This window comes from Klebsiella pneumoniae, assembly GCF_000742135.1.
Taxonomy (GTDB): domain Bacteria; phylum Pseudomonadota; class Gammaproteobacteria; order Enterobacterales; family Enterobacteriaceae; genus Klebsiella; species Klebsiella pneumoniae.
In genome coordinates, this window is sequence record NZ_KN046818.1 from 4,022,670 (window position 1) to 4,047,895 (window position 25,226).

The window sequence follows — 25,226 nt, forward strand, 5'->3', positions numbered from 1 at the left end:
GCGTTATTGTTCGCTTAATTTCTGCTTCAGCAGATAGCCTTCCAGCGGCCAGATCTTCGCCACCGCATTCTCGCGGGCAATCTTACGCCCGATCTCCTCGTCGAAGTTTTCCGGGCTGGCGCAGGCGCTTTCGCCGGTGACGGTAAAGCCGTTTTGAAGCACCAGGACACAGAAGGTAATCAAATCTAAAGACCGTACTGATTTATCGCTAGGTGCGCTGCCAACGTAAACGTCATCGTTGTTTTTGTAGGCACCCAGTACACCATCAGAGCCAGTGAAGTAATGCTCGCTGGCAATAATGCTTTCGATATGGTTGGGCGTAACGCGGGGCGCCGTTAAGCCTTTAGCCTGAATTTCAGATTCAATGTCTTTGTCACTCATAGTCTAATCTCACCTTAAAAAAATGCCCGGCGAACCGGGCGAAACAGGGATGATGGAAAGTGCCGTCCTTGGCTGGGTGTCACAGGGTTTACAGCATGAAGTCATTGCAATGGCGTCCTGCTGTAAAAAGGGCGGTGGTCATAAAGGGAATAACTGCCACCGCCAAACTTGCACTTGAACTACGGGTATCACGGTCCTGAGGCGTGATTTTGTATGTGATGGCTGGAGTCGAACCAGCTTCCATCGGTGCGCTGCCGATTGGGTTACGCGCATCCTGCGGTTAGTTATCTAGAATCTTCACCGCAAAACTATTCCCTAGCTCGCCGTTGAGCTTCACCACAACGAAGAGAGTACTTAGCCAGTTAAGGCGCCACACTTTGTCGCGGCTCCATAAATACTCTCTCCTGTTGTGCCCTCGTCTCTTCCGAGGTGTCACACCGTACCGCCACGATGGTGAGTCGCTGTCGTGCATGCAGGGCATGGCTTGCACATTCCGGCTACCCGCTGGGCCATGTACCAAGGAGCCCCCGGACCGCTATCGACGCATGTGCCATACGCCGGATGCTTTCACACCTGGAAGCGCACTCCGCCATCTGAGTAACGACAAAGCCACCAATGGAAGGGAATGGGGTGCGCTTTCATGTTGTGTTTACCAAAAAGGTAATAATTTATCGTCAAAAGGTCAATACACTACGACAAATAAATCATATATGGTTAAATTGGTAATAATTTAAACGCGTATGGAGCGCAGCAAAATGTGCATCAGCAAGCCGAAAGTGAGTTCTCCGCAGGTTCAGGCGGCGCCGCAGGTTTCCGATTCTGCTGTACAGAACGCCGCTGATAGCGATCGTCGTCGCCGCGCCGCAGCGGGCGGGCAGAAATCAACAATCCTGACGTCGAGCCAGGGTGTAACGCAGCCTTCTGGCGGTACTCAGGGTAAGACCCTGCTCGGGGCGTAATCCATGGCCGAACTCTCTCCGAAACAGCATTACCTCAAACACCTGGGGCAGCTCAAAAATGAGCGCACCAGCTTTGAGGAGCACTGGCGCGAACTGGCGGAATTTATTGATCCGCGCAGCACGCGCTTTCTTACGACGGAGAGAAACAACGGCAGCAAGCGTAATACCCGCATCGTTGACCCTACCGCCTCCAAAGCTGCCCGCACTCTGCAATCAGGCATGCTGTCAGGTATCACCAGCCCAACCCGCCCATGGTTTAAGCTGGCAACGCCGGATCCGGAGATGATGCAATATGGACCGGTAAAACGCTGGCTTGATGTGGTCATGACCAGGATGAACGACGTCATGAACCGCTCTAACGTCTACCAGTCCCTGCCGATTATCTACCGGCACCTTGGTGTTTTTGGTACCGCGGCTATGGCGGTTCTCGAAGACGACGAAGATGTGATTCGTACTCATCCTCTGCCGATCGGAAGTTACTACCTGTCAAACTCGCATCGTTTGTCAGTCGATACCACGTATCGCGTTTTCTCCATGACTGCCCGCCAGATTGTTATGCAGTTTGGCCTGGACAACGTCAGTAACGCCGTGCGCGGCGCCTGGGATAACGCGAACTATGAAGCATGGTTCGATGTGGTCCATCTGACAGAGCCCAATATCGATCGTGTGAATGGCAAGCTGAACTCCCGCAACAAGGCATTCAAATCGGTGTATTTCGAGTTGTCCGGAGACGGTGACAAGCTCCTTCGTGAGGCTGGTTTTGATGAGCCGCCGATCCTTTCACCGCGCTGGGAGATTAACGGGGAAGACGTTTACGGGAGTAACTGCCCGGGAATGATGGCGCTCGGTACTGGTAAGGCTCTGCAGCTGGAGCAAATTCGCAAAGCTAACGCGATCGATAAGCTTGTTAACCCGCCAATGGTGGCCCCGACAGGTCTTAAAAATAAGCTGATCAACCTTGCCCCTGGCGGAGTTACTTATGTCGATGAAGTTGATGCTACCAAGCTAGTGCGTCCGGCTTACGCCGTCAGCCCGCAGCTTAATGACATGCTCGGCAGCATTGCTGATGACCGCCAAATGATTGAAGCCTGCTTCTTCTCTGACCTGTTTAACCTGTTCAGCACCATCAACACCAGGAGCATGCCAGTGGAAGCTGTGGCCGCAATGCAGGATGAGAAACTCCTGCAGCTTGGTCCAGTACTTGAGCGACTTAATGATGAATTCCTTGATCCTTTCGTTGATCGCACATTCAACATCATGGCGCGCCGCAACCTCTTTCCTGAGCCTCCGGAAGAACTGCAGGGCACTCCTCTGAAAGTTGAATATGTCTCCATTTTGGCACAGGCCCAAAAATCCATAGGGATCAGCAGCGTTGAGCGCTTTGTTGGCTTTGTTGGGAATCTTGCAAAAGCCAATCCTGCGGCGCTCGACAAACTCAATATCGACCAGACGATTGACGAGTACGGAAATATGCTCGGCGTCCCGGCCACGATCGTTAACTCTGATGATGAGGTGCAAGCTACGCGCGAGCAGCGTGCTCAAATGGAGCAACAGCAGCAGATGATGGCTATGGCCCAGCAAGCTGGCGCAACCGCTAAGACCCTGAGCGATACCAACACCGCTGACCCTAGCCTGTTAAAAACCCTCTCTGATGCTGCTCAGCAGCCGGCGGTGACGCAATGACTGATTACCTGAGCGAAGAAGAGCGTGAAGAACTGGCAGCAGATGAGCTCAAAAGGCAGCAGTTACGGCGCGAGAACGAACTTAATGACCTGCGCCTCATCTGCGAGACAGAACACGGCCGCCGTTTCATCTGGCGCCTGATTGAGCAGGCTGGAGTGTGGCGTACGACTTATACCGGTGAGGCGCTCTCGGCAGCCTTCGCCGAAGGAAAACGTAACACGGGACTGAAAGTCTTTTCCGACGTGATGGAGGCGTGTCCCGATCAGTATCTGGCAATGGCCAAAGAGGCCAGCGAGGAATAGCGATGAATTTATTTGAGCGTCTGATGTATCGGCGTTTGTGCAATGAGCAGCCTGCAGATGGTGGGGCAGCTCCAGCAGCATCCGAACCATCCCCGGCTCCTGCGGCTGAGCAATCTGAAGCAGCGCAACAACCAGCAGCAGATCCAGAACCTTCGCCAGCTGATGGTGATAAACCTGAGCCGACTGGCGATAAGCCAACTCCTTCTGCTGAACCATCGGTTCCAGAAAAATATGAACTAACGGCACCTGAAGGCACTGAGCTGGACTCAAAAGCTGTTGAGTTGTTTGAGCCCGTGGCGCGCGAGCTTGGTCTTTCTAATGACCAGGCGCAGAAGTTGGCTGGACTGTGGCCACAACTGCAGGAGCAAATCCAGAACCGCCAGGCTGAGTCGTGGGGGCAGCAGGTTGAACAGTGGGCAGCTGACACGAAGGCTGACAAAGAAATCGGTGGCGACAAATTAACGGTATCCGTAGGGCACGCGCAGAAGGCGCTGGATACCTTCGCATCGAAAGAGTTCCGCGAATTCCTTGACTCGACCGGCCTGGGTAACCACCCGGAAATGGTTCGGGCGTTCGCAAAGGTAGGCAAGTTGATGAGTGAAGACAGTTTCGTCACTGGCCAGGGTAACGGATCGCCGAAAAACGATCTGGTCGAAGCGTTTTATCCAAGCAAAAAATAGTGAGGTGTAATCATGGCTTTAATTGGTCAGACGCTGCCTTCTCTTCTTGACGTGTACAGCCGTACCGACAAGAACGGGCGGATCGCTAAAATCGTCGAGCAACTGGCGAAAAGCAACGATGTCATTACCGATGCGATTTACGTGCCGTGTAATGACGGTTCCAAGCACAAAACCACCATTCGTGCCGGTATTCCCGAGCCGGTGTGGCGCCGTTACAACCAGGGCGTGCAGCCTACCAAAACCCAGACCGTCCCGGTGACTGACACTACCGGTATGCTGTACGACCTTGGCTTTGTGGACAAAGACCTGGCCGATCGCTCCGGTAATGCGGACTCGTTCCGCGTGTCCGAGAACATGGGCAAGCTGCAGGGCTTCAACAACAAGGTTTCCCGCTACACCTTCTACGGCAATACCGATGCTGAGCCGGAAGCGTTCATGGGCCTGGCTCCGCGCTTCAACACTCTGAGCACTTCCAAAGCGGCCAGCGCGGAGAACGTATTCAGCGCCGGTGGTAGTGGTTCTACCAATACCTCCATCTGGTTCATGTCCTGGGGTGAGAACACTGCGCACATGATCTATCCGGAAGGTATGGTCGCCGGGTTCCAGCATCAGGATCTGGGTAATGACCTGGTCAGCGATGCGAACGGCGGTCAGTTCCTGGCTTACCGTGATGAGTTCAAATGGCATCTCGGCCTGTCAGTCCGTGACTGGCGTTCGATCTCGCGCATCTGCAACATCGATGTCACCACGTTGACTAAAGACGCAGCCAGCGGCGCAGACCTCATCAGCATGATGGTCGATGCGTACTACGCGCGTGATGTAGCAATGCTGGGCGATGGCAAAGAGGTCATCTACTGCAACAAGACCATCCATGCCTGGCTGCACAAGCAGGCTATGAATGCGAAAAACGTTAACCTGACGATCGACGAATATGCCGGTAAGAAAATCGTTTCTTTCCTGGGCATTCCGATCCGTCGCGCTGACGCCATCCTGAATACTGAATCAGCCGTAACGGCGTAAGGGGGGGATCATGCTGCTCGACCAGCAAGCGCTTTTTTCCGCAGCTCAGGCCATTACGGCCACGGCTGCTTCGACTAACGTCATTGATACCGGCAGCAATAAAGATGTCGGTAAATATGGCGATATCCCGCTGCTTATCCAGGTGGTTGAAGGTTTCAACAACCTGACCAGCCTGACTGTGACGGTGCAAACCGATGACAACTCTGCATTCAGTTCCGCTGCGGACGTGCTGTCCATGACGATCCCACTGGCATCTCTGGTGCTGGGCTATAAGTCGCCGGTTATCACGTTGCCGATGAAGATGGAACGCTACATCCGTCTGAACTATACGGTGACTGGTACTGCGCCGACCACTGGCAAAGTCACTGCGGGTATCACCGGAGGCGTGCAAACCAATGCCTGAGTACAAAGTCGCTAAGCGGTCATTCATCAATGGCCGCCTGCATGAGCCGGGCGATATCGTTACCTACGACGGTGAGCCGGGAAGTAATCTGGTTTCCGTTGATGCCAGCCTGAGCGAAAAGATTATTCCGGTCAGTGCAGAAGAGTTAACCGAGCTTGATGATTTGCGCAAACAGTATGAAGAAATGTTCGGCGAAGCGCCGCATTTCAATACCAAAGCGGAAACTCTGAAGGCGAAGATCGCCGAAAGGCGGAAAGAACTCGGGGTGTAAGCCCTCATAGCCAAAGGGGCGAAAGCCCCTTTTTAGTTGGTGGATGATATGGCATCAGTGATCAATATCTGCAATATCGCGCTGGCACGTATAGGCAACAGCCGGACGATTAATAGCCTCACCGAAAAGACCAAAGAGGCATATACCTGCAACCTGTTTTACGAGTCCATGCGCGACGCAGTTCTGGCAGACAACGACTGGAACTTTGCCATGTCGCGCGTTGTCCTGGCTGACCTTGGCGACCCCGCGCCGGGATGGTTGTTCCGGTATCAGTACCCGACCGACTGCGCGCGTATATCTGCCATATTACCGAAGTGGTTCACTGGGTCTCATATCGTTCTGCAGGATAAGCCTGTTTTTGAAGTTGGCAGCAATGAAGATGGCACTGGCCGCGTCATTCATACCAATGAGTCTCAGGCGGTACTGCTATACGTGAAAAGCATCACTGACCCGACGATGTTTGATGCCCTGTTCGCTGATGCTCTTTCGTGGCGTATGGCGGCAGAGATAGCCATGCCGATCGCGGCAAATGCCAGTCTCGGTCAGCAGGCAATGGCCAATTATCAGCAGGTGCTTACGGCGGCCATGCAACGCTCTCTTGATGAGGCTCATGAACCGCAGCAGGCGATGTCAGACCTTGCCAGTGCGAGGATCTGCTGATGGCTTATTCACTGGTGCAGCCGTCGCTTGCCGGCGGCGAGATATCGCCTTCACTGTATGCTCGAATCGATCTTGAAAAATACCAGACGTCATTGCGCCGCTGCCGCAATTTCATCGTCCGGCAGTCAGGCGGCATTGAAAATCGTCCCGGGTTCCGGTTCCTGGGGAGCGCGAAATATGCAGACCGTTACTGCCGGCTAATACCTTTTCAGTTCAGCGTATCGCAAACCTATGCGCTCGAGCTCGGCGATCACTATTTCCGTGTCTGGTCTAACGGCGCGCTGGTTACGGACGGCGGCAGCCCTGTTGAAGTGGCTACCCCATGGCCGGTGAGCGTCATCTCTGAGCTGAAATTTACGCAGTCTGCCGATGTGATGACAGTGTGCCACAACGATTATCCGCCGCTTGAGATCCGGCGTTACGGAGAGGCTGACTGGCGCACCGCCGCAGTGACAACAACCAGCGGGCCATTCCAGGACCTGAACACAGACGACTCGGTAACTGTGTACGCCTCAGGCCGAACTGGATCCGTAACGTTGACTGCCAACAGCCCGATTTTCAAAAGCCAGCACGTGGGAAAACTGTTCTACATGGAACAGAAAGCGGTAGATAGTGTTGGTCGGTGGGAAACCGACAAAGACATCGGGATCGGTGACGAGTGCCGATATCAGGAGAACTTTTATCGCTGTGTTGACGGCGGTTCTAATGGCACCACCGGCACTGTTGCTCCGACCCATACAACGGGAGATTCCTGGGATGGCTGGGGGCTTGGTGGCCGTAACGGTGTGTTGTGGCGCTATCTGCATAGTGGTTTTGGCGTGTGCCGTATTACCGCCGTCGCCGGAGATGGACTAACTGCAACGGCCGACGTTGTGCCACGTCAGGATGGTGAGATCGAGCTGCCAGCGCAAGTGGTAGGTAGCACCTTCGCCACTTACAAATGGGCGCATTATGCCTGGAACGATACAGACGGCTACCCGGGTACAGTTACCTATTACCAGCAGCGGCTGATTTTCGGCGGCAGCCGGGCATTTCCTCAAACTATATGGTGTAGCCGTACCGGTGATTATCACAACTTCTATCGCAGCAACCCGAAGGTTGACGACGATGCGATCACCTATAACTACGCCGGTCGCCAGCTGAACAAAATCCTGCACCTTCTCGATGTCGGTCAGCTTATCGTGCTGACCAGCGGCGGAGAGTTCAAGGTGACAGGCGACAGCAACGGCAACCTGACGGGAACCGGTGGCTTTGCGATGTCCGGTCAGTCGTTCAACGGTAGCAGCGATCTGGCGCCAATCAACGTTGGCAGCGTTGCACTGTACGTTCAGCAGAAGGGCTCCATCATCCGCGACCTGTTTTACTCATTCGACCAGGACAGCTATCAATCCAGTGATCTGACCCTCCTTGCCAGTCATCTGTTTAACGGTTACAGCATCAGGGATTGGGCCTTGTCTGTACAGCCGTTCAGCGTTGCATGGTGTGCGAGGAGTGATGGCATGCTTCTTGGGCTGACTTATCTCCGTGAGCAGCAGGTATATGCCTGGCATCCGCACCCGATGACTAATGGCTATGTCGAATCGATCTGCAGTATTAGCGAAGGGCAGGAAGATGCGGTCTATGCGCTTATTCGCCGTACGGTGAATGGATCGACAGTTCGTTATGTTGAGCGACTGAATACCCGGCAGTTTACAGAGCAGCAGGATGCATTTTTCGTAGATTCCGGGCTGTCATACAGCGGAGAAAATACCGATTCGACACGCACGATGACGATTAGCACCGCTGGTGGCTGGACATATCAGGATGAGCTAACCCTGACCTGCAGCACTGCAATTTTCGATTCCTCCAGTACCAGCCAGGAAATTCACATTCCGTATACAGAGGACGGAATCAGTAAGTCGATGCGCATAAGCATTGCTGAAGTCGTTTCTTCAACCGTCGCTACCGTGCTGGTAAACCGTGATGTACCGGCAGCACTGCGCAATAGCGCGCAATCCACCTGGTCGATAGCACGTCGGACATTTGCGGGACTGTCTCACCTCGAGGGGCAGACGGTTAGCATTCTTGCCGACGGTAACGTTGAACCTCAGCAGGTTGTATCAGGCGGCGAAGTGACGATCGAAAACCACTCGTCAGTGGTGCATATCGGTTTGCCGGTAGCCGCGGTTATCGAAACGCTGGACGTGAACGTTGCAGGGCAGTCTACGCTGCTGGATAAGACCAAACTTATCAATCAGCTTTGCGTAATGCTCAACAGCGGGCGCTCGGTTTGGGCCGGAACAGATGATGCTCACTTACTGGAGTATACCCAGCGTGAGTGGGAATTCTACGACGACCCGGTAGGGCTAAAGACGGGCATCATCGATATGAACCTCGATGCAAACTGGGAGCGTAACGGGCGAGTTGTAATTAGCCATTCCGATCCGCTGCCGCTTGGCATTCTGGCCATTATACCACGCGTAACGGTAGGGGGCTGATATGCGAAAAGTTGAGATAGTCAGCGTTACTGACGAGCATATCAGCGCAATTCTCCCGCATGTCCGCCAGGCAGACCACGATGAGTTTATGGCTGCCGCTGGGATGACTCCGGCGGAGGTCATAACTCGCGCTATGAAAAGCGCTTCGGTAGCCGCTGCAGGGATGATTAACGGCGAGGTGGTAACCATCTTCGGTATATCTCCGGCATCGATCATTACCGGGCGCGGTATTCCGTGGCTTGTAAGCACCGACCACATTGAGCATCAGCCACTGACATTCCTCCGCCACTGCAGACCGATTCTTCGTGACATATCACGCGGATATCGCGTGCTTGAAAATTACGTAGATGCGCGTAACCACGCAGCAAAATCCTGGCTTCACTGGATGGGGTTCACGCTTGCTGACCCTGAGCCATACGGATTAAAGGGCATGCCATTTCACCACTTTACGAAGGAGATCGACCATGTGTGAACCAGCTACCGCAGCACTAGCCGTAACCGCAGTTGCTGGCGGTCTCAGTGCTTACAGTCAGATCCAGACAGGCCGCGCTAACGCCGCGCTGGCGAACGCTAACGCCGACGCTCAGGAGCAGGCCGCCCGCGACACTATCAACACAGCTAATGACCAGGCATACCAGCAGCGGCAGCAGGCCCGGCGGGTTGCCGGACAGCAAACCAATGCACTGGCTGCTAACGGCGCCGACCTGACGAGCGGTAACGCATTGGACCTGACAACTGAAACCATGCAGCAGGGCACGCTCGACGCGCTGACCACCATCAACAACGGCCAGCGACAGGCCGCCGGGTTGCAGTTCCAGGCTGATACCAGCCGCGCTCAAGGGAAAATTGATAAGCAGTCCGGAATGCTTGGCGCAGGTTCAACACTGCTCAACTCCACGCTGACCGGTCTTAATGCATACAAGACACTGGGCGGTACCTGGAAGCCGCTTTCCGCTAAGTAAAAGGAGCTGACTATGCCAACCGTTCCGCAATATCAACGCCAGAGCCAGACGCAAACCGCACCGGTGATGACGAGTAATCTTCGTGTCCCGGAAAATCCACTGGTGCAGGGCATCCAGCAGGCTGCTGATACGTCGATCAATATGATGGCTGATGCAAAGCGCAAGGCTGATGTAGCGCTTAGCCAGGATGCATCGCTGCAACTGACGCAGACCGCAAGCGATCTGATGACCAACCCGCAGAATGGCCTGCTTAACCTGCAGGGTAAAAATGCCCTCGGCAAGGGGCAGGAATACACACAGCTTTTTGACGCAAAGGCGCAGGAGCTGGCGATGCAGTTGCCGGAGTCGGCGCGTCAGGGATTCCTGCAGCAGGCTCAGCAGCAGCGCATCCAGTTTACGTCTCAGGCTGGCCGGCATGAGATAGGGCAGCTCAATGCGTATGAAGAAGGTCAGTTCCAGGCAACGCTGACCACCGGCGCCAAAACCGCTTCGGCAATGTATGGCGATAACGCCAACTATGTGCTGGCTAATCAGCAGGCGTTTCAGCAAATAGAAAGCTTCGGCGCTGCACATGGGTGGAGCCCTGAGCAGATCCAGGCCAAAAAGGTGGAATTCAAAGAGAAGGTAGCTGATGGCGCGCTTTCTCAGTGGTCAGCAAATAACGCGATCGGATTCATTCAGAGCAACGGTGAGCTGAGCGATACGGCCGCCGGTTCACGCCGTGCTGTCGCCGGCGGTGGTGAAGCATCAGCAGATGGCCCGCGAGGGGTACGCAACAATAACCCAGGGAACCTCGAAGCGAGTTCATCAAACCCGTGGATTGGCCAGACTGGTAGTGATGGCCGGTTTGCAAAATTCGAGACCCCTGAGCATGGGATACGCGCGCTGGGCCGCAACCTCATATCCTACCAGCGACAGGGGATTGATACCGTTGGCGAGATCATTAACCGCTTGGCACCGCCGTCTGACAATAACGACACGGCCGCATACATCAAAGCGGTTTGCGCGCAGCTCGGCGTCACTGCTAACCAGCCGCTTGACGCTTCCAATCCTGACACGCTGCAGGCGCTCTGTGCCGCCATCATTAAGCATGAAAACGGCAGTCAGCCATACAGCCAGGATCAGTTGTCCACCGGCGTCAGCGCCGCGCTGGGCCTCTCTCAGTTGCCAACCAGCAATAAACGCTACACCGGCAATGCAGCATTCGACGCCGCCACGCCGGAAGCGCAGGCCACTTTTCTGCGCCAGGCTGACCAGATCCGCCGGCAGCAGCAGGCCGAATACAGAACGGCTATCGATAGCCAGGTTCGTGATGCTACTGCCGCCTATATGCGCGGTGTAGAGTTTCCGGATCCTCCAGGAGAGAAGGAGTTTCTGGCGGCGTATGGCGTGCGAGAAGGTAACCAGAGATATACCGAGTTCAAAAATACGCAGATCGCCGGGCAGTACATTGGCTCATTCCGCAACATGCCGACCAGCAGCATCACAGCCTATGTTAAACAGCTTGAGCCGACTCCGGAGCAGACCGGGGAAGGGTATGCGTCGCGGGCCGCGCTTTATGACAATGTTGTCACCGCTGCTAACCAGGTGATCAAACAGCGTCAGGCCGATCCTATTCAGTTTTCTCTGTCTTCCGGCCAGAGTAAGCCTATAGACATGACCAACCAAAATAACTTTGGCCAGAGCATTGCGCTGCGTGCTTCTCAGGCAGCCGAACTGGCAAAATCATACGGCACGCCGTTAACTTTTTTTTCAAAAGATGAGGCCAGCCAGATCGGGACTTTCTTCCGCGATGCCCCATTTTCACAGCAGTCTGCATACCTTGATACGATCAGACAAAGCACCGGTGGAGGGCAGGTCTATATGGCTGCGCTGCAACAAATAAGTACCAACGCCCCTTCTGCTGCGGTCGCCGGTATCCTGATGGATAAACCTGGCGGGATTGTTGCAGAGAAAAGCTGGTTTAGTCCTGACGTCAATGTGTCTCCGGAATCGGCGGCACAAACTATTCTTTCTGGCTCAGCTGCACGCCGTGGTACCAAAGATGCTAAAGGCATTGCTATGCCGAAGGATACAGAATTACTCCCTGATTTTACTAACATAGTCAAAGACGCATTCGCTGGTGATGCCAATGGCGCATCAATGGCCTATGAGATCGCCAAAGATTATTACGCTGGAGTCATGGCTAAGAAAGGAGTTGTATCAGGTGAAGTTGATGCTGACACATGGAAGCAAGCTATTAACGTCGCTACTGGCGGCGTGCATGACTATAACGGCATGGGTAATGTCCTGCTGCCGTGGGGCATGTCTTCTGAGCAGTTCGATAAAGAGGTTAATCAGGCATGGGAAACGCAGGTTACCGGTGCTGGCGTTAAGGCTCCGCCTGGGCAGTACGGCCTGCAAAGCTACGGCGACAGCCAGTATCTTGTGAAACTTGGTACCGGATACCTTCTGAAACAGGACGGAACACCGGTAGTTATCGATCTCACGCAGCAGCGTCAGCGCTTCTCTGGAGATATCCCTCAATGAGTTACTTCGGACTTAACCCTGTAAACCAGAATCAGAAGCTGGACCAGGCCGCATCAAACCCAGTAGGCAGCCCTAAAAACGATGTTGGGTTTTTCGATGGATCAGTCAGCGGTGCCGCATCAGGTCTTTATTCCGGCCTTGTTGCAAAGCCTGACCAGCTTTTGTGGGCTGGTGTTGATGCCGTTGTATCACCCATCGCTCAGTTTGTTAATGACAATACATCGTTTCGTGACACGTCACCTGAATACATCGCCCGACAGAGAGAGCTTGCTGCATCACAGGTTAAACGCCTGACGCCGGATGCCGCCACTACAGGCACCGCCGGACAGGTGCTGTATGGTCTTTTCGATATGGGATCGCAGGCAGTAGTAAGTACGCTGGCAGCCGGTCCTGCTGGCGCCGCTGCTGCTGTGACCAGCTTGCAGGGGTTCTCCGAGTTTGAGCGACTGCGCGGCGAAGGCGTAGATTACAGCACCGCCCAGGAAGTGGCGCTGGTACACGGCCTTACAGCTGGTGCCGGTACAGTCATACCGATGAGCATCGGCCTGCGTGCTGGTGGCGCACTGGCTGAAGGTGTCGGCGCTCAGTTATCACGATCGGCGCTTGGGAATGCTGCTGGTACCGTTGTGCGAGCTGCGCCTGATATCGCTTATGCGGCAGGCACGAACGTCGCCTTTGGTATGGCTATGCGCGGCAGCACCGCCTCCATTCTGCGCAATAATGGCTATGAGGATATGGCCTCGCAGTATGACGTTTTCGATAAGCAGGCGATGGCGATCGATGCAGTTCTCGGACTGGCATTCGGCGGTGTAGGCCGGTTCGTAAACTCGCGTGGGGAAAATGTTCGCCCGCCTGATTTTATGCCTGCCGACGTCGATGCAGCTCTGGCGGCCAATGCTGCTCATCATGCTGAGTTTGATATCGCTCCAGGGATTCCGGTTAATGTGCTGTCACGCGATGCGCATACCCAGGCACTACGGCAGGCGATGCAGGATGTCAGTGCAGGCCGATCGGTTGATGTGGCGAGCATTGTTGAGCCGGCGGCATTCACCAGCATACCGGCACGGCGCAGCATTATATCGCAGGCACTGGATGAGATGCTTTCTCAGGCAGATGAGGGTGCAACATCCAGAGCTATTGAAATGCGGACGCTTGAGGATCAGGCTGCGCAAATTCTTCCGCGTGGCGACCGCAAGGTTTACCAGTCAGAAATAGCCAACAGCGAACGCATTATCACTAACCTCACTGAGCAGCGTAACCAGATACTGGCAGAGCAACCCGCGGGAAGCGGCAAAGCGCTGTCCCGTGCCCGAGCCGATAAGCAGGCAAGGCTGAGAGATGTCGATCAGCGGATCAGTGAAGCACAGGGGAGGCTGGAATTCTCTCGTAACGCACTGGCCCCGCATGAGCCCGGTGGTGAATTCTTCGAGGCAAGAGCAGAGATCGCCCGCATGCAGCAAGCAGAGGCCGAGCTTGATGCTCAGGCTCTTTCATTTTTCCGCACGGCAGAAGTGCGCTCCGCCGATGAAGTCGCACCGCTGGAGCCCAACGCGGCTCTCCGGGATATGGAAAGCGCGCCAGCGACAAGAACGGTAGAGAATCAGCAGGACATTGATGTGATGGCCGCTGAAGACTCGCTGGCATCATCGCCAGATATGGTGATCACCGTGCTTGACGATGAGGGAAATCCACAGTCAAGAAGCGCGCGCGAGGTGCTTGATGATGCCGCGCGGGAAAATGAGCAGGCTGTGCAGGACTCCAGACTTTTCGATGTCGCTGTTGCGTGTTTCTTAAGAGGATAAATTATGCGTCAGGAATGTATTAACGCCGTGCAGCAGGCCGCAAGCCGCCGACTCACGCAGCAGGAAATCCAGAATATTGAAGACCGTATTTACCGGAACATGCGACAACTGGCCCGCAATGATCCGGCATCCTGGCGGGCGATGACTGACGCTGAACGCCTGCGCCGGGCCGGGCAGTTAGCAGCGAACGAGCTGACCAACGAAGCAGCGCTTAAGAGGCGCCGCGTTGCGCTCACCATTGCGGCCAGGCAACGTCTCGACGCCTTCATAAAGACCTACCAGGGGAAAGACGGCAAGCTTGAGGCGCTTAACCGCACCATCGCTTTTCACGCTGACGGTAAATCAAATTTCCTGTCGGTAGAATCACGCGGCAAAGCCACCCGCGACTATGCACTAAGCCAGATTCAGGAAGCATTTGAAGCGGTAGACCCGCGATTCTTCCATCTGTTTGAGGACGAGGCCAGCGTGCGCGATCTGGTTTACGAGATGCGCGGGCAGGACACCGGAAACGTGAGAGCGAAGAAGGGCGCAAAAGCATGGGCTGGCGTTACTGAATTGCTGCGCCAGCGCTTCAATGACGCTGGTGGTGATATCGGCTACCTGGAAAACTGGGGCATCCCTCAGCACCACTCAATGGAGAAAGTCGGCAGGGTCTCACAGGATAAGTGGATTAGCGACGTCATCGGCAAACTGGATCGCAAGTACTACATCAAAGATGACGGCCAGCTGATGAGCGATGCTGAGTTGAAAACCTTCCTGGGCGAGGCATACAACACCATCGCCACCGGCGGGCTGAACAAATTAAGCGACACCGGCATGCGCATTTCCGGCGCGCGCTCTAATCGCGGTAATGCATCCCGTCAGATCCACTTCAAAGACGCAGACTCCTACCTTGAGTATCAGCGCGAATATGGCGATCGCTCTCTGTGGGAAGTAATGGTCGGGCACCTGGAAGGGATCAGCAAAGATATCGCTCTGGTTGAGACATACGGACCGAACCCCGATCACGTTTTCCGCTCAATCCTGGACGAGGTTACAGCTGAACAGGCCACTGCCAACCCTGAGCGCACAGGCAGGATTAAGCGCCTGGCCAACAGCACCGAGAACCTTTACAACTTTATCGCCGGTAAGACTCAGCCGATCGCCAACCCGCACATCGCACGGTGGTCGGATAATATCCGAAACTGGATGGTGGCGAGCCGACTTGGTTCCGCGCTGCTGGCTTCCTTCTCAGACCTTGGCACGATGTACATGTCGGCGAAGGTAGCGAACATCCCTATGAACCGGCTGTTTATGAACCAACTTGAGGCTATGAACCCGGCGAACCGCACGGAGCTTGCCCGCGCCCGCCGTGCTGGCCTGGCAATGGAATCGTTGCTCGGCAGCGTTAACCGCTGGGCGATGGATAACATGGGTCCTTCGGTTTCACGCTGGGCGGCAACGGCGGTGATGCGCGCTAGCGGCCTGACAGCATGGACCGATGCGCACAAACGTGCCTACGGCGTGACGATGATGGGAAGCCTTGGGGAAGTGGTCAGCAGGGCACCTGATCTGCGGAGCCTTGACGACAGCGATTTCCGCATACTGAAAAGCAAAGGAATCACCGAGCAGGACTTCAGTGTATGGAAGCTGGCGCAACAGGAGGACTGGGGTAACGGCAATACGACCATGCTCACTCCGGAAAGCATTATGCGGATCCCTGATGCTGCTGTAATGCACTTAGGGCCCCCGGAACGAGTAAGGTTTGAGGCCATGCGCCGGCTGCTGGCCGCAGTATCTGAAGAAGTCGACATGGCGGTGATTACGCCTGGCGCGCGTGAGCAGCTTTTTACTGGTGGTGGCCTGCAGCGCGGAACATGGAAAGGCGAGTTAACCCGCTCGGTTTTCCTATTCAAATCGTTTCCGATCTCTGTTGTGCTGCGGCACTGGACGCGTGCAATGGGCATGCCTTCCGCTGGCGGCCGGGCCGCTTATATCGCCGCATTCCTCGCCAGCACCACGATGCTCGGCGCGCTGTCTCAGCAGCTAAACGACATGGCATCCGGGAGGAATCCCCGAGAGATGGCCGGGAAGGATGCTGGTAAATTCTGGCTCGGCGCGCTGCTGAAAGGTGGTGGTCTTGGCCTCTATGGTGACTTCCTGCTTTCTGACCATACGCGCTACGGTGGTGGCGCGCTGGCGTCAATGCTGGGGCCTGTGGCTGGTCTGGTTGATGACGTAGTTAAGCTGGCGCAGGGCATCCCGCTTAATGCCGTTGAAGGAAAGCCGGAACAGACAGGTGGTGATCTGGTTAAACTCGGCAAGGGCCTTATCCCCGGTGCCAATCTTTGGTATGCAAAAGCTGCGCTTGACCATATGATATTTAACCAGCTTCAGGAATACTTTTCTCCTGGATATCTGCGCAAGGTAGAGCAGAGATCCAAGAAACAGTTCAACCAGACATACTGGTGGCGACCGCAGGACGTAACGCCGGAATAAGGGGGATCCTTGTTTTTAATTATTTTGTCTGTGATAGTTTCTGGTTGGTTGTTATTTGCTGACCGATACAAATATTTCCTTAGTCCCCCAGCGCAGGCTATCTGCTGGTTTATTTTTGTTGTGCAGGGAATAATTCTTGTGGCGAGCCTTATTCAAGGTAAACCTCTAATTTTTTCTGAATAAATAGGTGACTACATGCAAGCTATTGGCTTTATCGTTTACATCGTGGTGGGGATTTTCCAGTTAGCGGCTATTATGGCCGGCCTTGAGTCGTGGTGGGGCTTGCACTGGATAATAGCGGCACCGATTGCATTCATCGTCAGCTATATACCACTGGTTGGATCTATCGTGGGAATGGTTGGAGCCATGGACGTATGGCGCTGGGAGTGGTGGCAGGCTGGGCTTCTTTTCTTTGGTGGCCTGGTTTTTGCTATTGCCTGCGGAGGAATGTCTTCGTTCTTGGAATGGTTATCTTTCAGGAAAAGAGTGTGACATGTCACAAAGGCCGCTTTCGCGGCCTTATTTATCATTGCCCGCCGGGGCGAGAATCAGCAGAACGGCCGCCGCAGCGTGAGCCGTCAGCTGCAGTATCATCAGGATGCTGGCAGTTACCAGCGAAAGCCTGTGCGGAAGAACCCAGAGACAACAGAACAAACAGCACTGCTAATGCTTTTTTCATTTTCACTTACCATGTGTAGACCACTGAACCGTGGCTTTATGATTGTAGCGCTGTGCTCAGATTTCATCCATTAAAAAGCCCGCAAGGCGGGCTTAATTAATTTCTAGGATAATAGGATCCTTGGATTTGAAATCAGCCTTCCTCATTACGGTTACAACTGATTGCACTATCCATTTTTTCCCATATCTAAGGTCATGAACAACCGAGCAAGGAAAATGCAGTTTTGTCTTATTGCATTTAATTGTGAAAGTTGTTCCTTCCGGGTAGCTAAGCAACGTAGTGAGATGAATTTTTATGAATTCCTTGAAGACATCCTCAAGCTCATTAAGAGATATTGCGGGATTGTTTCGAGGATCATTAAGCCTTTCGTATGCTGCATGAAAGGTAAATTTAACCTCTGCACAATCCTCCTCAAGGATGTCATTTATCTCAGCTTCCAGATCAAGAATCGCCCGCTTTGTTATAGTCATAAGTACTGCTCAGCAAGATCTTTCAGTTTTGAGTTGAGCTCTTCATCTGTTTCTGCATGCACAGTAGCTACATGATGACTTTCACGCAAGGTCCCTACACGCACATCGAACTCAACATTGTCAAAGCTATCAACGAAAACAGCCTTTCCACTGTCTGGGTTGTAGAACGATGCGTAGTTCTGGTCGAGTTGCATGTCAAAGTTAAACATAAGATCCTCCCGTGCGGGATGAGACGTGCGCTGTCTCTTCATAATGTGGGGTTTCGTTTCCTGTCTATGCCAGGTCGCGACCTGCACACCAAGTATTCAACATTTGGTTGAGTACCGTTGATGTAAATATACCCACAGGTATTGTTGGTTGCAAGATGAGCAGAGCAATAAAAACGCGATATCAATAGATATGAATAGGTTACGCATCATGCTTTTTAAAGGCGCTTCCCTGCGCCAGCAACCTCAGTAACCCTTGGCCTTAGCCATCACGTACTGAGCATGCGTTTCTATGTCGCGCAGTACGGTGCCGATACCAACAATGTAGCTGAGCATGGCTGTGACCTCTGCGGCGGCGCCGGATACATCATGCCCGTCAGCATCGAGTTCGCGGAGCAGCTTCATCACCATTGAGCTTTTCGCCAGTTCGCGCAGGCCATCAGGTGAATGGATGTGATCCTGATAGCGTCGGTTAAGAGGGAAGGTGTAGTGCTTCTGCTCGACCTGCAGTGCATCCATGATCGCCGGCAACATGCTGCTGGTCATCTCCTGCGCCAGCATGCGGGCTTTATCAGCCTGGGAGAGTTCTTCCCGAACGTAGCGGCCAGTCTTGCGGATCTGCGGCAGCACCTCGCTGGTTACCCATTTGCGGAAGCGGTAGGGGATGGTGCCCGGCGTCACCGCATCGCGGCAGCGGAGGATAAGGGTGTAGAGGCCAGACTCGGAGATGATAACTGATTCTTGCTCACCACCAAGGGTGTCGGTTGAGCCGACGCCCTTCTCGTCATCATCAAGTTTGCGAACTGCATCACGATGGTTTGCGATGCCAATCGCGCGGCAAACATCGGATGCAAAAAACCAAGGATTGCCATCGATCATAATAGCGCGAATAGCTGAGTCTGATTCGAAATTGAAAATGGAAGGTTTGGTGTTCATTGTGATACCCCGCTTAGTAGAGTTATCACCACCGCAACGCCAATTACTGGTGGTGAACTGAACGGAGTTGGCGTACCGGCCTAAACGGATACCGGCGTCCTTTCGGACCCCCGCCCAGCCCACCATTGGATAGGTGCGTCAGAGCGCGTGCACAAAAAAAACACGCAGTGCGCGTGTTGTGCGCCGTTTAGTTATCCGGGACGCCAATCCCGGCACCGGATTTTGCCGATGCCCGATCACTATGGCACAAGGGAAATGGGTTGTAAATTTACCATTTTGGTAATAATTAAGCGAGTGTTATTACCAAAATATTAGGTATGGTGATTGAGGATCGAACCAGGAAGGAAGCCACAAAAAAGCCAGCGCCGCGGGCTTAATTCTTTTTCAACTTCTTCTTTTTCCACCTGGTAGCCAGCCATTCAAATTCTTGATAGGTAATTTCGGAGTTTATTTTTTCTCGTATGGCTCTAATCAACGGTTCAGCAATGTCCCAGGTTTCGATAACAGTTGTGTACGAAGTTCGTTTGATCATCTCTTCGTTATAGATACCTTGCCTGATGCTAACTGCAACGCGCTCATAAAAGTTAAGTATATACTGGAACTTACGGCGTTCATCCATTTCCTGTTCTGTTATAGAAGTGCCTTCTATGGGGAAAACATACGAACGGAATGATTTTCCTGACTGGTGGGCTTTCTTGAGGATATGCAGTGACTCGATGTAGTCTTTGTCTTTTCTGCTTTCGAACAGAAATACAGCGGTCTGTGTTTTCTTCGCTGTTCGCACGTTATAGACAATGGTGATTATGGCGACAAGAACGCCTATTAACACTATGATATTGCTAATTATTTGTAATGTAACTGCGTCTAGTGTCATGAAAAAAATCCATAAAAAAGGCGGGGAAATCCCGCCTAAGAGGTTAACCTGATTTAAAAACCATCAAATTCGTCAAACCACTTTTTCATGTTACCTCCTTTTCAACGTTACCAGACACCTTGTGGTGCCTCGTCGGAAGGAATTCAATGTTTGGTTGAATTACCTTATTGGTAATCTTACTCAAAAAAGATCAACGACGCAATGAAACTGAGTGAACCAGAATGAAACAGAGTGATACGGCATTAGCCAACTTTGTAGGGTCATCACGGTCCCATGCAGTAATTTTCAATCACTATCTGAGTTGCTGCCTGATCTGCATTGTGCAGAAATCCAGGTGTGTTTGCAGCTCCCGCATAGACAACTGCGAGCTTGTCACATAGTTAACCAGTGCCACCAGTTCCGCCGCCGCACCGCTGACATCGTGGCCGTCTCGCTCCATTTCCCTGAGCAACTCCATCAGCTGTGATTTTACAACCAGGGATCTGACCCCTTCCGGGGTGTGAATACGATCCGCAAAACCTTCGTCGACAGGATACTGGTACCGCTCTGGCATTAGGATTACTCCGATAAATACTGTATATATATACATATATCAAAAGGTAACAGGGTTTTCCAGAAGGTTTTTGTTTACCTTAATGGTAATGTTTTTGCTCGTTTCGATCTGTTTTATTCATATATGGTTTGATGGGTAATAGAATGCTTCTATGCACGCGCGCCAGCGCTGACCACTGGAGCAGACTATGACAGTTTCAACGCAGGTAAGCCGTAACGAGTACACCGGAAACGGCGCCACTACCCAATACGATTTCACGTTCCGCATTCTTGATAAAAGCCACCTGCTGGTGCAGACGCTGGATACCTCCGAAAGCATCGTGACGCTAACACTCGGTACCGACTACACGGTTACCGGCGTGAACCGTTACAACGGGGGGAAGGTGGTTCTGACATCAGCGCTGCCAGCTGGCTACAAAATCTCTATCGAGCGCAGCACGCCGGTTACGCAGGAAGCCAGCATCAGGAACCAGGGGGGCTTCTTTCCTGAGATCCACGAAGATGCTCTCGATAAGTTGACCATGCTGGTGCAGCAGGCATATGGGTGGTGGTCCGGTCTATCTCTCAGGAAGCCATCGTGGCTCGCGAACTATTACGACGCACTCAACAACCGTATTCGTAACCTGCGTGACCCGTCACAGGCGCACGATGCGGCCACGAAGAATTATGTTGATAACAGTATTGATGGGTCAAATGCACACGCAGATGATTTATTTAAAAAAACATTACGATTTCCTGATTATGTTGAAACAATGTCAGGAGTGCCAGGCAGGCGTGACAGTTTGCAGGGGTTTAATAATATAGGTAAACCTGTTCCAGTTTTTTCTTTTACAGAAACTGCTGATCTTTCTCTAAAGTTATCAGACACTGATGGCCTTCAATATATAGGTCAGTGTCCTGATATCAATACATTGCGCTCTACTGAATTCAGCTCAGTTAACCAGCAAATATTTGTTGTTGAGCACACAACAGGCACGGGGCAAGGTGGTGGTATTTTTTATTGCCACTCACTAACTAACGATTCATCTCTTATTGATGACAATGGATTTCAGATTATCAATGATGCTGGTCAGGTTATTCGCAGGAAAGACAGAAGTATAATGTCTGCTGAGATGTTCGGTGCTATTGGTGGACAAGATATATCTCCGGTATTGAATAATATGGTGCTGGCGTCTAAAACGTTCAACATACAAGAGGCCTACATCCCACATCCACTTAATAAAATAGATTACACTGCTACTGGTGGAAGTGTTGCCGACGTTACAGATGGAATAGGTTTCAATTTAATAGGAATTGAAACAGTAAATAAAGGTCCAGCGATAAATCATATCTCGAATAATATATTTTTTAGATTCAGGAAGAATGGGCCAGCATCGTCTAGTTTTTATGAGCAATGTAGTGTTACGGGGCTTCTCATCCGCGGGCGTAATGCCTCTAACACGGCAGCAGGCAATGACGGGTATGCTATAGAGGCCTCAGATATAATTGGTTTTCATTGTGATATATTTTGCACTGGATACACAAATACATATGCAGCAGCAGTATCATTATACAATGATACTAGTTTTACAGAGCAATCACGTATTAAATTACATATTCGAAATTGCTGTAATGGCGTTCATTTTCACCGTAATGCTTCAGCTGGTTCGACAAGTACAAACTCATTCATGGGAACTGATCTTGAATTATCATATCAGGCTGGTGTATCAGGAAAATCAAACAATGGAATTGTTGTTGGAAATCTTGATGGTACATCCACTTCAAACACCTTTGACGTAAATTTGTATGCATCAAAGTTAAAAGTAAAATACTGGGCAGAAGGCGGATCCTCTACTCGCGCAATTTTAGTGGTAGCTAAAGGCATAGTTCCAGAGTCAACCACATTTGATTTAATATCAGATGGATACGGATTTGGTACATCAGACACAGACACAACTACAGACCCGGCTACGCAGTTAATCAGGGTTGAGAATGGTGGGATATTCCGGGCCAAATGCACTGATCAGTCAATGCAGACAGGCCTGAGCCACCGATTAAACCAATTACAGCGTCTCCGTAACAGTATTTTTTCATTCCAGGACGATACGTACAAAGTGCCATATATTGATGCGCGACCTTACATTAACCCTATAGGGATGTCTTGTATTTGCTCTGGTACTATTGATGTGGCTACGCAGCAGGCCGGGGCGTCATGGCAGATATCAGGATTTCCAATGGGAATGCGGCTCAGGGTTACTATAAACCAATACCTTGAGGGAGAATCAGCTATTAGTGTCCAGGAGGTGTGGGAAGTTCTGGTACGTGGTGATGCGCAGTCAGTCATTTGCACACCTCTGGTGACGAATGATGTTCTTACAACGACTACCGGTTTGGCAGTAATAAATTCGTCATTTGCAACTGCTTCATTTCTTAAGTCAGTAGCAGCCGCATTCGGTAAATTCTGGCAAGGTGATTCAACAAGAACCCGTCTTACGGTACGTAATAATAATGACGATAACTCATTAACCACTGGAGCGTCTGATGGACGCAAGTTCAGGATATTCCTACCTATAAATGCATCTGCAAACAGCATTTTGCATTATTCAGTAAAACTCGAGGTGGTTTAATGCATGACTTAATCTGCACATCTGTAACAGGAATTGCCTCCAGTTACTTCGTCGTTGGTGAGACTTACAGCGCAGACGAAGAGTGGAGGCTTACAACTCCGAATCCTGATGGAAGCCTGGCTTTATGGACTGTTGAGGGGAATATGATATATGGAATTGTTGGCGATCATGACTCTGAGGTTTTAGCAAAATTCGAAGGTTTATAGCTAAACCTTTTTTGTTACCGTTTATGCAAATATGGATTATTGTGTATGATGAACTTACCAAACTAAGGAGGTTCATCATGCATAGTAAACGGTGGTCATCATGTCTGCATCGCTAACCGCTGATACGATAAATCAGGGGCTTAGCTATGGTGCGCTGGCAGCAGTAATCGCCGGCGTACCTCCTGAAGTGGCGCTGGGGTCGCTGGCCGGGGCGGTAATTTTTGTTACCTCTGCAGTTGAGTATCCGGTCAAGCGCCGCGTTCTCCTGGCGCTACTCAGCTTTCTCTGCGGTCTTCTCTTCTATAAACCCACAGCATCAATCCTTATCGGCGTTGCCAGCATGATCCCCACCATCACACAGGACTCGTTCGAGAGGGGTATTGTCTACTCCGCCGGCGCGTTCGTTGCGGCAATTGTCGCGGTGCGGGTCGGGATATGGCTGTATCACCGCTCTGACAATCCGCGCGATTTAATCCCGGGAGGAAAAGACGATGACAGGCCATGATCTGCTGCTGATCGCTAATGCCCTCATCTGCGGCGGGATAGCGCTGCGGGTGATGTTCTTCCAGCGCAACGGATCGCGCCACCGCCGCTGGGGCGGGTGGATCGCCTATTTCCTCATCGTGGCTGCGGCCAGTATCCCGCTGCGTACCGCGTACTCATACCTGTACCACTTCCCCATGACCGCAGATCTTTCTGAGGTCGTTATCAATGCTGTGATGTTCGCCGCGGTGCTGAAGACGCGCGGCAACGTCGTGCAAATCTTCAAGATATCGAGGTCGCAACATGGACATTAACGAGTTTCAGAAAGCTGCCGGCGTTAGCCTGGTGCTGGCCACACGCTGGCATCCGCACATTGTGGCGGCCATGAAAGAGTTTGGCATTATCAAGCCGTTGGATCAGGCGATGTTTATTGCCCAGGCTGGGCATGAAAGCACTGGCTTTACCCAGCTCGTTGAGAGCTTCAATTACAGCGTGGCGGGGCTGGCTGGTTTCGTCCGTGCCGGGCGGCTGACGCAGGGCCAGGCTAATTCCCTAGGGCGCCGGCAGGGTGAACCATCGTTGCCACTGGAGAGGCAGCGAGCCATAGCCAATCTGGTGTACAGCAAACGCATGGGGAATAACGGGCCAACCGACGGTTGGTTTTACCGCGGGCGCGGACTCATCCAGACCACCGGACTAAACAACTACCGCGATTGCGGGGCTGCCCTGAAGGTGGATCTGGTTAAGCAGCCGGAGCTGCTGGCGCAGGACGAGTATGCGGCGCGGAGCGCGGCGTGGTACTTCGTGAAATATGGATGCCTGAAGTACACCGACGACCTGATGCGCGTCACGCAGATCATCAACGGCGGGCAGAATGGCATCGACGATCGCCGTGTGCGTTACCTGTCGGCCAAGAAGGTACTGGCATCATGATCACGGCATTCGTGAAAGCGTACTGGAAACAGCTGCTTATCGTGTCGATGCTTGCTGTTCTGGTGGCCGGAGGCGTTGTAGCCTGGAATATTCACGGTGACAGGCAGTACGACGCCGGGTATGCGCAGGCGAAGGCAGACCGCAAAGCAGAAGATGATAAAGCCCGTCAACATGACGAACAGGAGAAAGCAACCAATGAACGTGAAGCGCAGCAGAGGATCGACCAGGCGCGCAATGATGCTCTTGATGCTGCCGCTCGTGCTGGCCGGCTGCAGCAGCAGCTCGTTGCCATCCGTGAGCAGCTCAGGCAGTATAACGCCACTGTCGGCGCTGGGTCGTCAGCCGCAGACACCGGAATTTTGCTTACCAACGTGTTCGAAAAATCTCTCGAACGAAACCGACAACTGGCAGAATACGCTGACCGGGCAGCTGAAGCCGGAAGAGTCTGTGAACGGCAATATGACGAACTGACGAAGCGGGGCACAATTTCCCGGTGACGGTATATAAAACGGTACGCAGAATTTATCGTTTCATAAACTTGTTTTCAGTCAATTGGTTACGAGTTCTGTAAATAATTGAGTGGGAAATCCCCGGCGTTAGCTGAGTAAAACGAAACCCTCTGTGTTTACAGAGGGTTTTTTTATAGCTGCTACATTAAGGTCTCCCACCTGACG

General features: G+C 52.6%; 28 protein-coding genes. 21 read left to right on the top strand and 7 right to left on the bottom strand.

Annotated elements, in window-relative coordinates; genetic code table 11:
* Positions 1-3 precede the first annotated feature (3 nt).
* A complete protein-coding gene (locus DR88_RS06640; RefSeq protein ID WP_025860573.1) occupies positions 4-381 on the bottom strand; it encodes a Gp49 family protein in 378 nt (125 codons plus the stop codon).
* A 755-nt stretch (positions 382-1,136) separates the two neighbouring features.
* Here DR88_RS06640 and DR88_RS06635 point away from each other — a divergent pair.
* The 15 genes from DR88_RS06635 to DR88_RS06560 all read left to right on the top strand — a co-directional run bounded on the left by DR88_RS06635 (position 1,137) and on the right by DR88_RS06560 (position 17,099).
* Entirely contained in the window at positions 1,137-1,340 is a 204-nt protein-coding gene (locus DR88_RS06635; RefSeq protein ID WP_004152472.1) for a hypothetical protein, read from the top strand.
* Between the two features lie 3 nt (positions 1,341-1,343).
* A complete protein-coding gene (locus DR88_RS06630; protein ID WP_004149313.1) occupies positions 1,344-3,023 on the top strand; it encodes a portal protein in 1,680 nt (559 codons plus the stop codon).
* Positions 3,020-3,325 carry a Bbp19 family protein gene (locus tag DR88_RS06625; RefSeq protein ID WP_004152470.1) on the top strand — a complete coding sequence of 102 codons (306 nt, stop codon included), beginning with the start codon at positions 3,020-3,022 and terminating at the stop codon, positions 3,323-3,325. The genes DR88_RS06630 and DR88_RS06625 overlap by 4 nt, the downstream gene beginning before the upstream one ends.
* Before the next feature lie 2 nt (positions 3,326-3,327).
* On the top strand, positions 3,328-4,005 hold the full coding sequence (locus DR88_RS31325) for a peptidase (RefSeq protein ID WP_025860575.1): 678 nt from the start codon (positions 3,328-3,330) through the stop codon (positions 4,003-4,005).
* Positions 4,006-4,017: 12 nt separating this feature from the next.
* Positions 4,018-5,025 (top strand): major capsid protein, encoded by a 1,008-nt coding sequence (locus DR88_RS06610; protein ID WP_004149311.1) that lies wholly within the window; start codon positions 4,018-4,020, stop codon positions 5,023-5,025.
* A gap of 10 nt (positions 5,026-5,035) precedes the next feature.
* Positions 5,036-5,428 carry a Bbp16 family capsid cement protein gene (locus tag DR88_RS06605; RefSeq protein WP_004152466.1) on the top strand — a complete coding sequence of 131 codons (393 nt, stop codon included), beginning with the start codon at positions 5,036-5,038 and terminating at the stop codon, positions 5,426-5,428.
* A complete protein-coding gene (locus DR88_RS06600) occupies positions 5,421-5,699 on the top strand; it encodes a hypothetical protein (protein ID WP_004152465.1) in 279 nt (92 codons plus the stop codon). The genes DR88_RS06605 and DR88_RS06600 overlap by 8 nt, the downstream gene beginning before the upstream one ends.
* A gap of 48 nt (positions 5,700-5,747) precedes the next feature.
* The gene (locus DR88_RS06595; RefSeq protein WP_025860577.1) at positions 5,748-6,359 is read left to right on the top strand and encodes a phage connector family protein; all 612 of its coding nucleotides are present in this window, start codon (positions 5,748-5,750) and stop codon (positions 6,357-6,359) included.
* Positions 6,359-8,836 carry a phage tail protein gene (locus tag DR88_RS06590; RefSeq protein WP_004149310.1) on the top strand — a complete coding sequence of 826 codons (2,478 nt, stop codon included), beginning with the start codon at positions 6,359-6,361 and terminating at the stop codon, positions 8,834-8,836. The genes DR88_RS06595 and DR88_RS06590 overlap by 1 nt, the downstream gene beginning before the upstream one ends.
* 1 nt (position 8,837) lies before the next feature.
* Positions 8,838-9,308, top strand: a complete 471-nt coding sequence (locus DR88_RS06585) for a hypothetical protein (RefSeq protein WP_025860585.1) — start codon at positions 8,838-8,840, stop codon at positions 9,306-9,308.
* Positions 9,301-9,798 (top strand): hypothetical protein, encoded by a 498-nt coding sequence (locus DR88_RS06580; RefSeq protein WP_025860587.1) that lies wholly within the window; start codon positions 9,301-9,303, stop codon positions 9,796-9,798. Before DR88_RS06585 ends, DR88_RS06580 begins: the two co-directional genes overlap by 8 nt.
* Positions 9,799-9,810: 12 nt before the next feature.
* The gene (locus DR88_RS31525) at positions 9,811-12,327 is read left to right on the top strand and encodes a hypothetical protein (protein ID WP_004149308.1); all 2,517 of its coding nucleotides are present in this window, start codon (positions 9,811-9,813) and stop codon (positions 12,325-12,327) included.
* On the top strand, positions 12,324-14,129 hold the full coding sequence (locus tag DR88_RS06570; protein WP_004149307.1) for an AAA family ATPase: 1,806 nt from the start codon (positions 12,324-12,326) through the stop codon (positions 14,127-14,129). Before DR88_RS31525 ends, DR88_RS06570 begins: the two co-directional genes overlap by 4 nt.
* A 3-nt stretch (positions 14,130-14,132) precedes the next feature.
* The gene (locus DR88_RS06565) at positions 14,133-16,607 is read left to right on the top strand and encodes a hypothetical protein (protein ID WP_004149306.1); all 2,475 of its coding nucleotides are present in this window, start codon (positions 14,133-14,135) and stop codon (positions 16,605-16,607) included.
* A gap of 195 nt (positions 16,608-16,802) precedes the next feature.
* A complete protein-coding gene (locus DR88_RS06560; protein ID WP_025860590.1) occupies positions 16,803-17,099 on the top strand; it encodes a hypothetical protein in 297 nt (98 codons plus the stop codon).
* Positions 17,100-17,133: 34 nt separating this feature from the next.
* Here DR88_RS06560 and DR88_RS31690 read toward each other — a convergent pair whose 3' ends face one another.
* The 6 genes from DR88_RS31690 to DR88_RS31530 all read right to left on the bottom strand — a co-directional run bounded on the left by DR88_RS31690 (position 17,134) and on the right by DR88_RS31530 (position 20,361).
* Complete coding sequence (locus DR88_RS31690) at positions 17,134-17,286, bottom strand: transmembrane anchored protein (protein WP_071531380.1); 153 nt, start codon at positions 17,284-17,286, stop codon at positions 17,134-17,136.
* Between the two features lie 92 nt (positions 17,287-17,378).
* Positions 17,379-17,756, bottom strand: a complete 378-nt coding sequence (locus DR88_RS06555; RefSeq protein WP_004149303.1) for a hypothetical protein — start codon at positions 17,754-17,756, stop codon at positions 17,379-17,381.
* Positions 17,753-17,965, bottom strand: a complete 213-nt coding sequence (locus DR88_RS06550; RefSeq protein WP_025860592.1) for a hypothetical protein — start codon at positions 17,963-17,965, stop codon at positions 17,753-17,755. The genes DR88_RS06555 and DR88_RS06550 overlap by 4 nt, the downstream gene beginning before the upstream one ends.
* 243 nt (positions 17,966-18,208) lie before the next feature.
* Entirely contained in the window at positions 18,209-18,898 is a 690-nt protein-coding gene (locus DR88_RS06545; protein ID WP_004152433.1) for a BRO-N domain-containing protein, read from the bottom strand.
* Between the two features lie 373 nt (positions 18,899-19,271).
* The gene (locus tag DR88_RS06540; RefSeq protein ID WP_024622826.1) at positions 19,272-19,772 is read right to left on the bottom strand and encodes a DUF4760 domain-containing protein; all 501 of its coding nucleotides are present in this window, start codon (positions 19,770-19,772) and stop codon (positions 19,272-19,274) included.
* 292 nt (positions 19,773-20,064) lie between these two features.
* Positions 20,065-20,361: a hypothetical protein gene (locus DR88_RS31530; protein WP_025860594.1), complete on the bottom strand. Its 297-nt coding sequence runs from the start codon at positions 20,359-20,361 to the stop codon at positions 20,065-20,067.
* 151 nt (positions 20,362-20,512) lie between these two features.
* On the opposite strand from DR88_RS31530, the gene DR88_RS28490 reads away from it, so the two are divergent.
* The 6 genes from DR88_RS28490 to DR88_RS0126480 all read left to right on the top strand — a co-directional run bounded on the left by DR88_RS28490 (position 20,513) and on the right by DR88_RS0126480 (position 25,049).
* Positions 20,513-22,930: a putative phage tail protein gene (locus tag DR88_RS28490; RefSeq protein ID WP_004149297.1), complete on the top strand. Its 2,418-nt coding sequence runs from the start codon at positions 20,513-20,515 to the stop codon at positions 22,928-22,930.
* Positions 22,930-23,136, top strand: a complete 207-nt coding sequence (locus tag DR88_RS29960) for a hypothetical protein (RefSeq protein WP_128972065.1) — start codon at positions 22,930-22,932, stop codon at positions 23,134-23,136. The genes DR88_RS28490 and DR88_RS29960 overlap by 1 nt, the downstream gene beginning before the upstream one ends.
* Positions 23,137-23,236: 100 nt before the next feature.
* Entirely contained in the window at positions 23,237-23,641 is a 405-nt protein-coding gene (locus DR88_RS06530) for a putative holin (protein ID WP_004146394.1), read from the top strand.
* Positions 23,628-23,933 (top strand): phage holin family protein, encoded by a 306-nt coding sequence (locus tag DR88_RS06525; protein ID WP_004146393.1) that lies wholly within the window; start codon positions 23,628-23,630, stop codon positions 23,931-23,933. The genes DR88_RS06530 and DR88_RS06525 overlap by 14 nt, the downstream gene beginning before the upstream one ends.
* A complete protein-coding gene (locus tag DR88_RS06520; protein WP_025860598.1) occupies positions 23,923-24,552 on the top strand; it encodes a glycoside hydrolase family 19 protein in 630 nt (209 codons plus the stop codon). The genes DR88_RS06525 and DR88_RS06520 overlap by 11 nt, the downstream gene beginning before the upstream one ends.
* The gene (locus DR88_RS0126480; protein WP_032443968.1) at positions 24,549-25,049 is read left to right on the top strand and encodes a DUF2514 domain-containing protein; all 501 of its coding nucleotides are present in this window, start codon (positions 24,549-24,551) and stop codon (positions 25,047-25,049) included. The genes DR88_RS06520 and DR88_RS0126480 overlap by 4 nt, the downstream gene beginning before the upstream one ends.
* Positions 25,050-25,226 lie beyond the last annotated feature (177 nt).

Excerpts from the sequence above, each read along its gene's own strand:
- DR88_RS06640 (WP_025860573.1), bottom strand. The coding sequence starts at position 381 with ATGAGTGACAAAGACATTGAATCTGAAATTCAGGCTAAAGGCTTAACG.
- DR88_RS06635 (WP_004152472.1), top strand. The coding sequence starts at position 1,137 with ATGTGCATCAGCAAGCCGAAAGTGAGTTCTCCGCAGGTTCAGGCGGCG.
- DR88_RS06630 (WP_004149313.1), top strand. The coding sequence starts at position 1,344 with ATGGCCGAACTCTCTCCGAAACAGCATTACCTCAAACACCTGGGGCAG.
- DR88_RS06625 (WP_004152470.1), top strand. The coding sequence starts at position 3,020 with ATGACTGATTACCTGAGCGAAGAAGAGCGTGAAGAACTGGCAGCAGAT.
- DR88_RS31325 (WP_025860575.1), top strand. The coding sequence starts at position 3,328 with ATGAATTTATTTGAGCGTCTGATGTATCGGCGTTTGTGCAATGAGCAG.
- DR88_RS06610 (WP_004149311.1), top strand. The coding sequence starts at position 4,018 with ATGGCTTTAATTGGTCAGACGCTGCCTTCTCTTCTTGACGTGTACAGC.
- DR88_RS06605 (WP_004152466.1), top strand. The coding sequence starts at position 5,036 with ATGCTGCTCGACCAGCAAGCGCTTTTTTCCGCAGCTCAGGCCATTACG.
- DR88_RS06600 (WP_004152465.1), top strand. The coding sequence starts at position 5,421 with ATGCCTGAGTACAAAGTCGCTAAGCGGTCATTCATCAATGGCCGCCTG.
- DR88_RS06595 (WP_025860577.1), top strand. The coding sequence starts at position 5,748 with ATGGCATCAGTGATCAATATCTGCAATATCGCGCTGGCACGTATAGGC.
- DR88_RS06590 (WP_004149310.1), top strand. The coding sequence starts at position 6,359 with ATGGCTTATTCACTGGTGCAGCCGTCGCTTGCCGGCGGCGAGATATCG.
- DR88_RS06585 (WP_025860585.1), top strand. The coding sequence starts at position 8,838 with ATGCGAAAAGTTGAGATAGTCAGCGTTACTGACGAGCATATCAGCGCA.
- DR88_RS06580 (WP_025860587.1), top strand. The coding sequence starts at position 9,301 with ATGTGTGAACCAGCTACCGCAGCACTAGCCGTAACCGCAGTTGCTGGC.
- DR88_RS31525 (WP_004149308.1), top strand. The coding sequence starts at position 9,811 with ATGCCAACCGTTCCGCAATATCAACGCCAGAGCCAGACGCAAACCGCA.
- DR88_RS06570 (WP_004149307.1), top strand. The coding sequence starts at position 12,324 with ATGAGTTACTTCGGACTTAACCCTGTAAACCAGAATCAGAAGCTGGAC.
- DR88_RS06565 (WP_004149306.1), top strand. The coding sequence starts at position 14,133 with ATGCGTCAGGAATGTATTAACGCCGTGCAGCAGGCCGCAAGCCGCCGA.
- DR88_RS06560 (WP_025860590.1), top strand. The coding sequence starts at position 16,803 with ATGCAAGCTATTGGCTTTATCGTTTACATCGTGGTGGGGATTTTCCAG.
- DR88_RS31690 (WP_071531380.1), bottom strand. The coding sequence starts at position 17,286 with ATGAAAAAAGCATTAGCAGTGCTGTTTGTTCTGTTGTCTCTGGGTTCT.
- DR88_RS06555 (WP_004149303.1), bottom strand. The coding sequence starts at position 17,756 with ATGACTATAACAAAGCGGGCGATTCTTGATCTGGAAGCTGAGATAAAT.
- DR88_RS06550 (WP_025860592.1), bottom strand. The coding sequence starts at position 17,965 with ATGTTTAACTTTGACATGCAACTCGACCAGAACTACGCATCGTTCTAC.
- DR88_RS06545 (WP_004152433.1), bottom strand. The coding sequence starts at position 18,898 with ATGAACACCAAACCTTCCATTTTCAATTTCGAATCAGACTCAGCTATT.
- DR88_RS06540 (WP_024622826.1), bottom strand. The coding sequence starts at position 19,772 with ATGACACTAGACGCAGTTACATTACAAATAATTAGCAATATCATAGTG.
- DR88_RS31530 (WP_025860594.1), bottom strand. The coding sequence starts at position 20,361 with ATGTATATATATACAGTATTTATCGGAGTAATCCTAATGCCAGAGCGG.
- DR88_RS28490 (WP_004149297.1), top strand. The coding sequence starts at position 20,513 with ATGACAGTTTCAACGCAGGTAAGCCGTAACGAGTACACCGGAAACGGC.
- DR88_RS29960 (WP_128972065.1), top strand. The coding sequence starts at position 22,930 with ATGCATGACTTAATCTGCACATCTGTAACAGGAATTGCCTCCAGTTAC.
- DR88_RS06530 (WP_004146394.1), top strand. The coding sequence starts at position 23,237 with ATGTCTGCATCGCTAACCGCTGATACGATAAATCAGGGGCTTAGCTAT.
- DR88_RS06525 (WP_004146393.1), top strand. The coding sequence starts at position 23,628 with ATGACAGGCCATGATCTGCTGCTGATCGCTAATGCCCTCATCTGCGGC.
- DR88_RS06520 (WP_025860598.1), top strand. The coding sequence starts at position 23,923 with ATGGACATTAACGAGTTTCAGAAAGCTGCCGGCGTTAGCCTGGTGCTG.
- DR88_RS0126480 (WP_032443968.1), top strand. The coding sequence starts at position 24,549 with ATGATCACGGCATTCGTGAAAGCGTACTGGAAACAGCTGCTTATCGTG.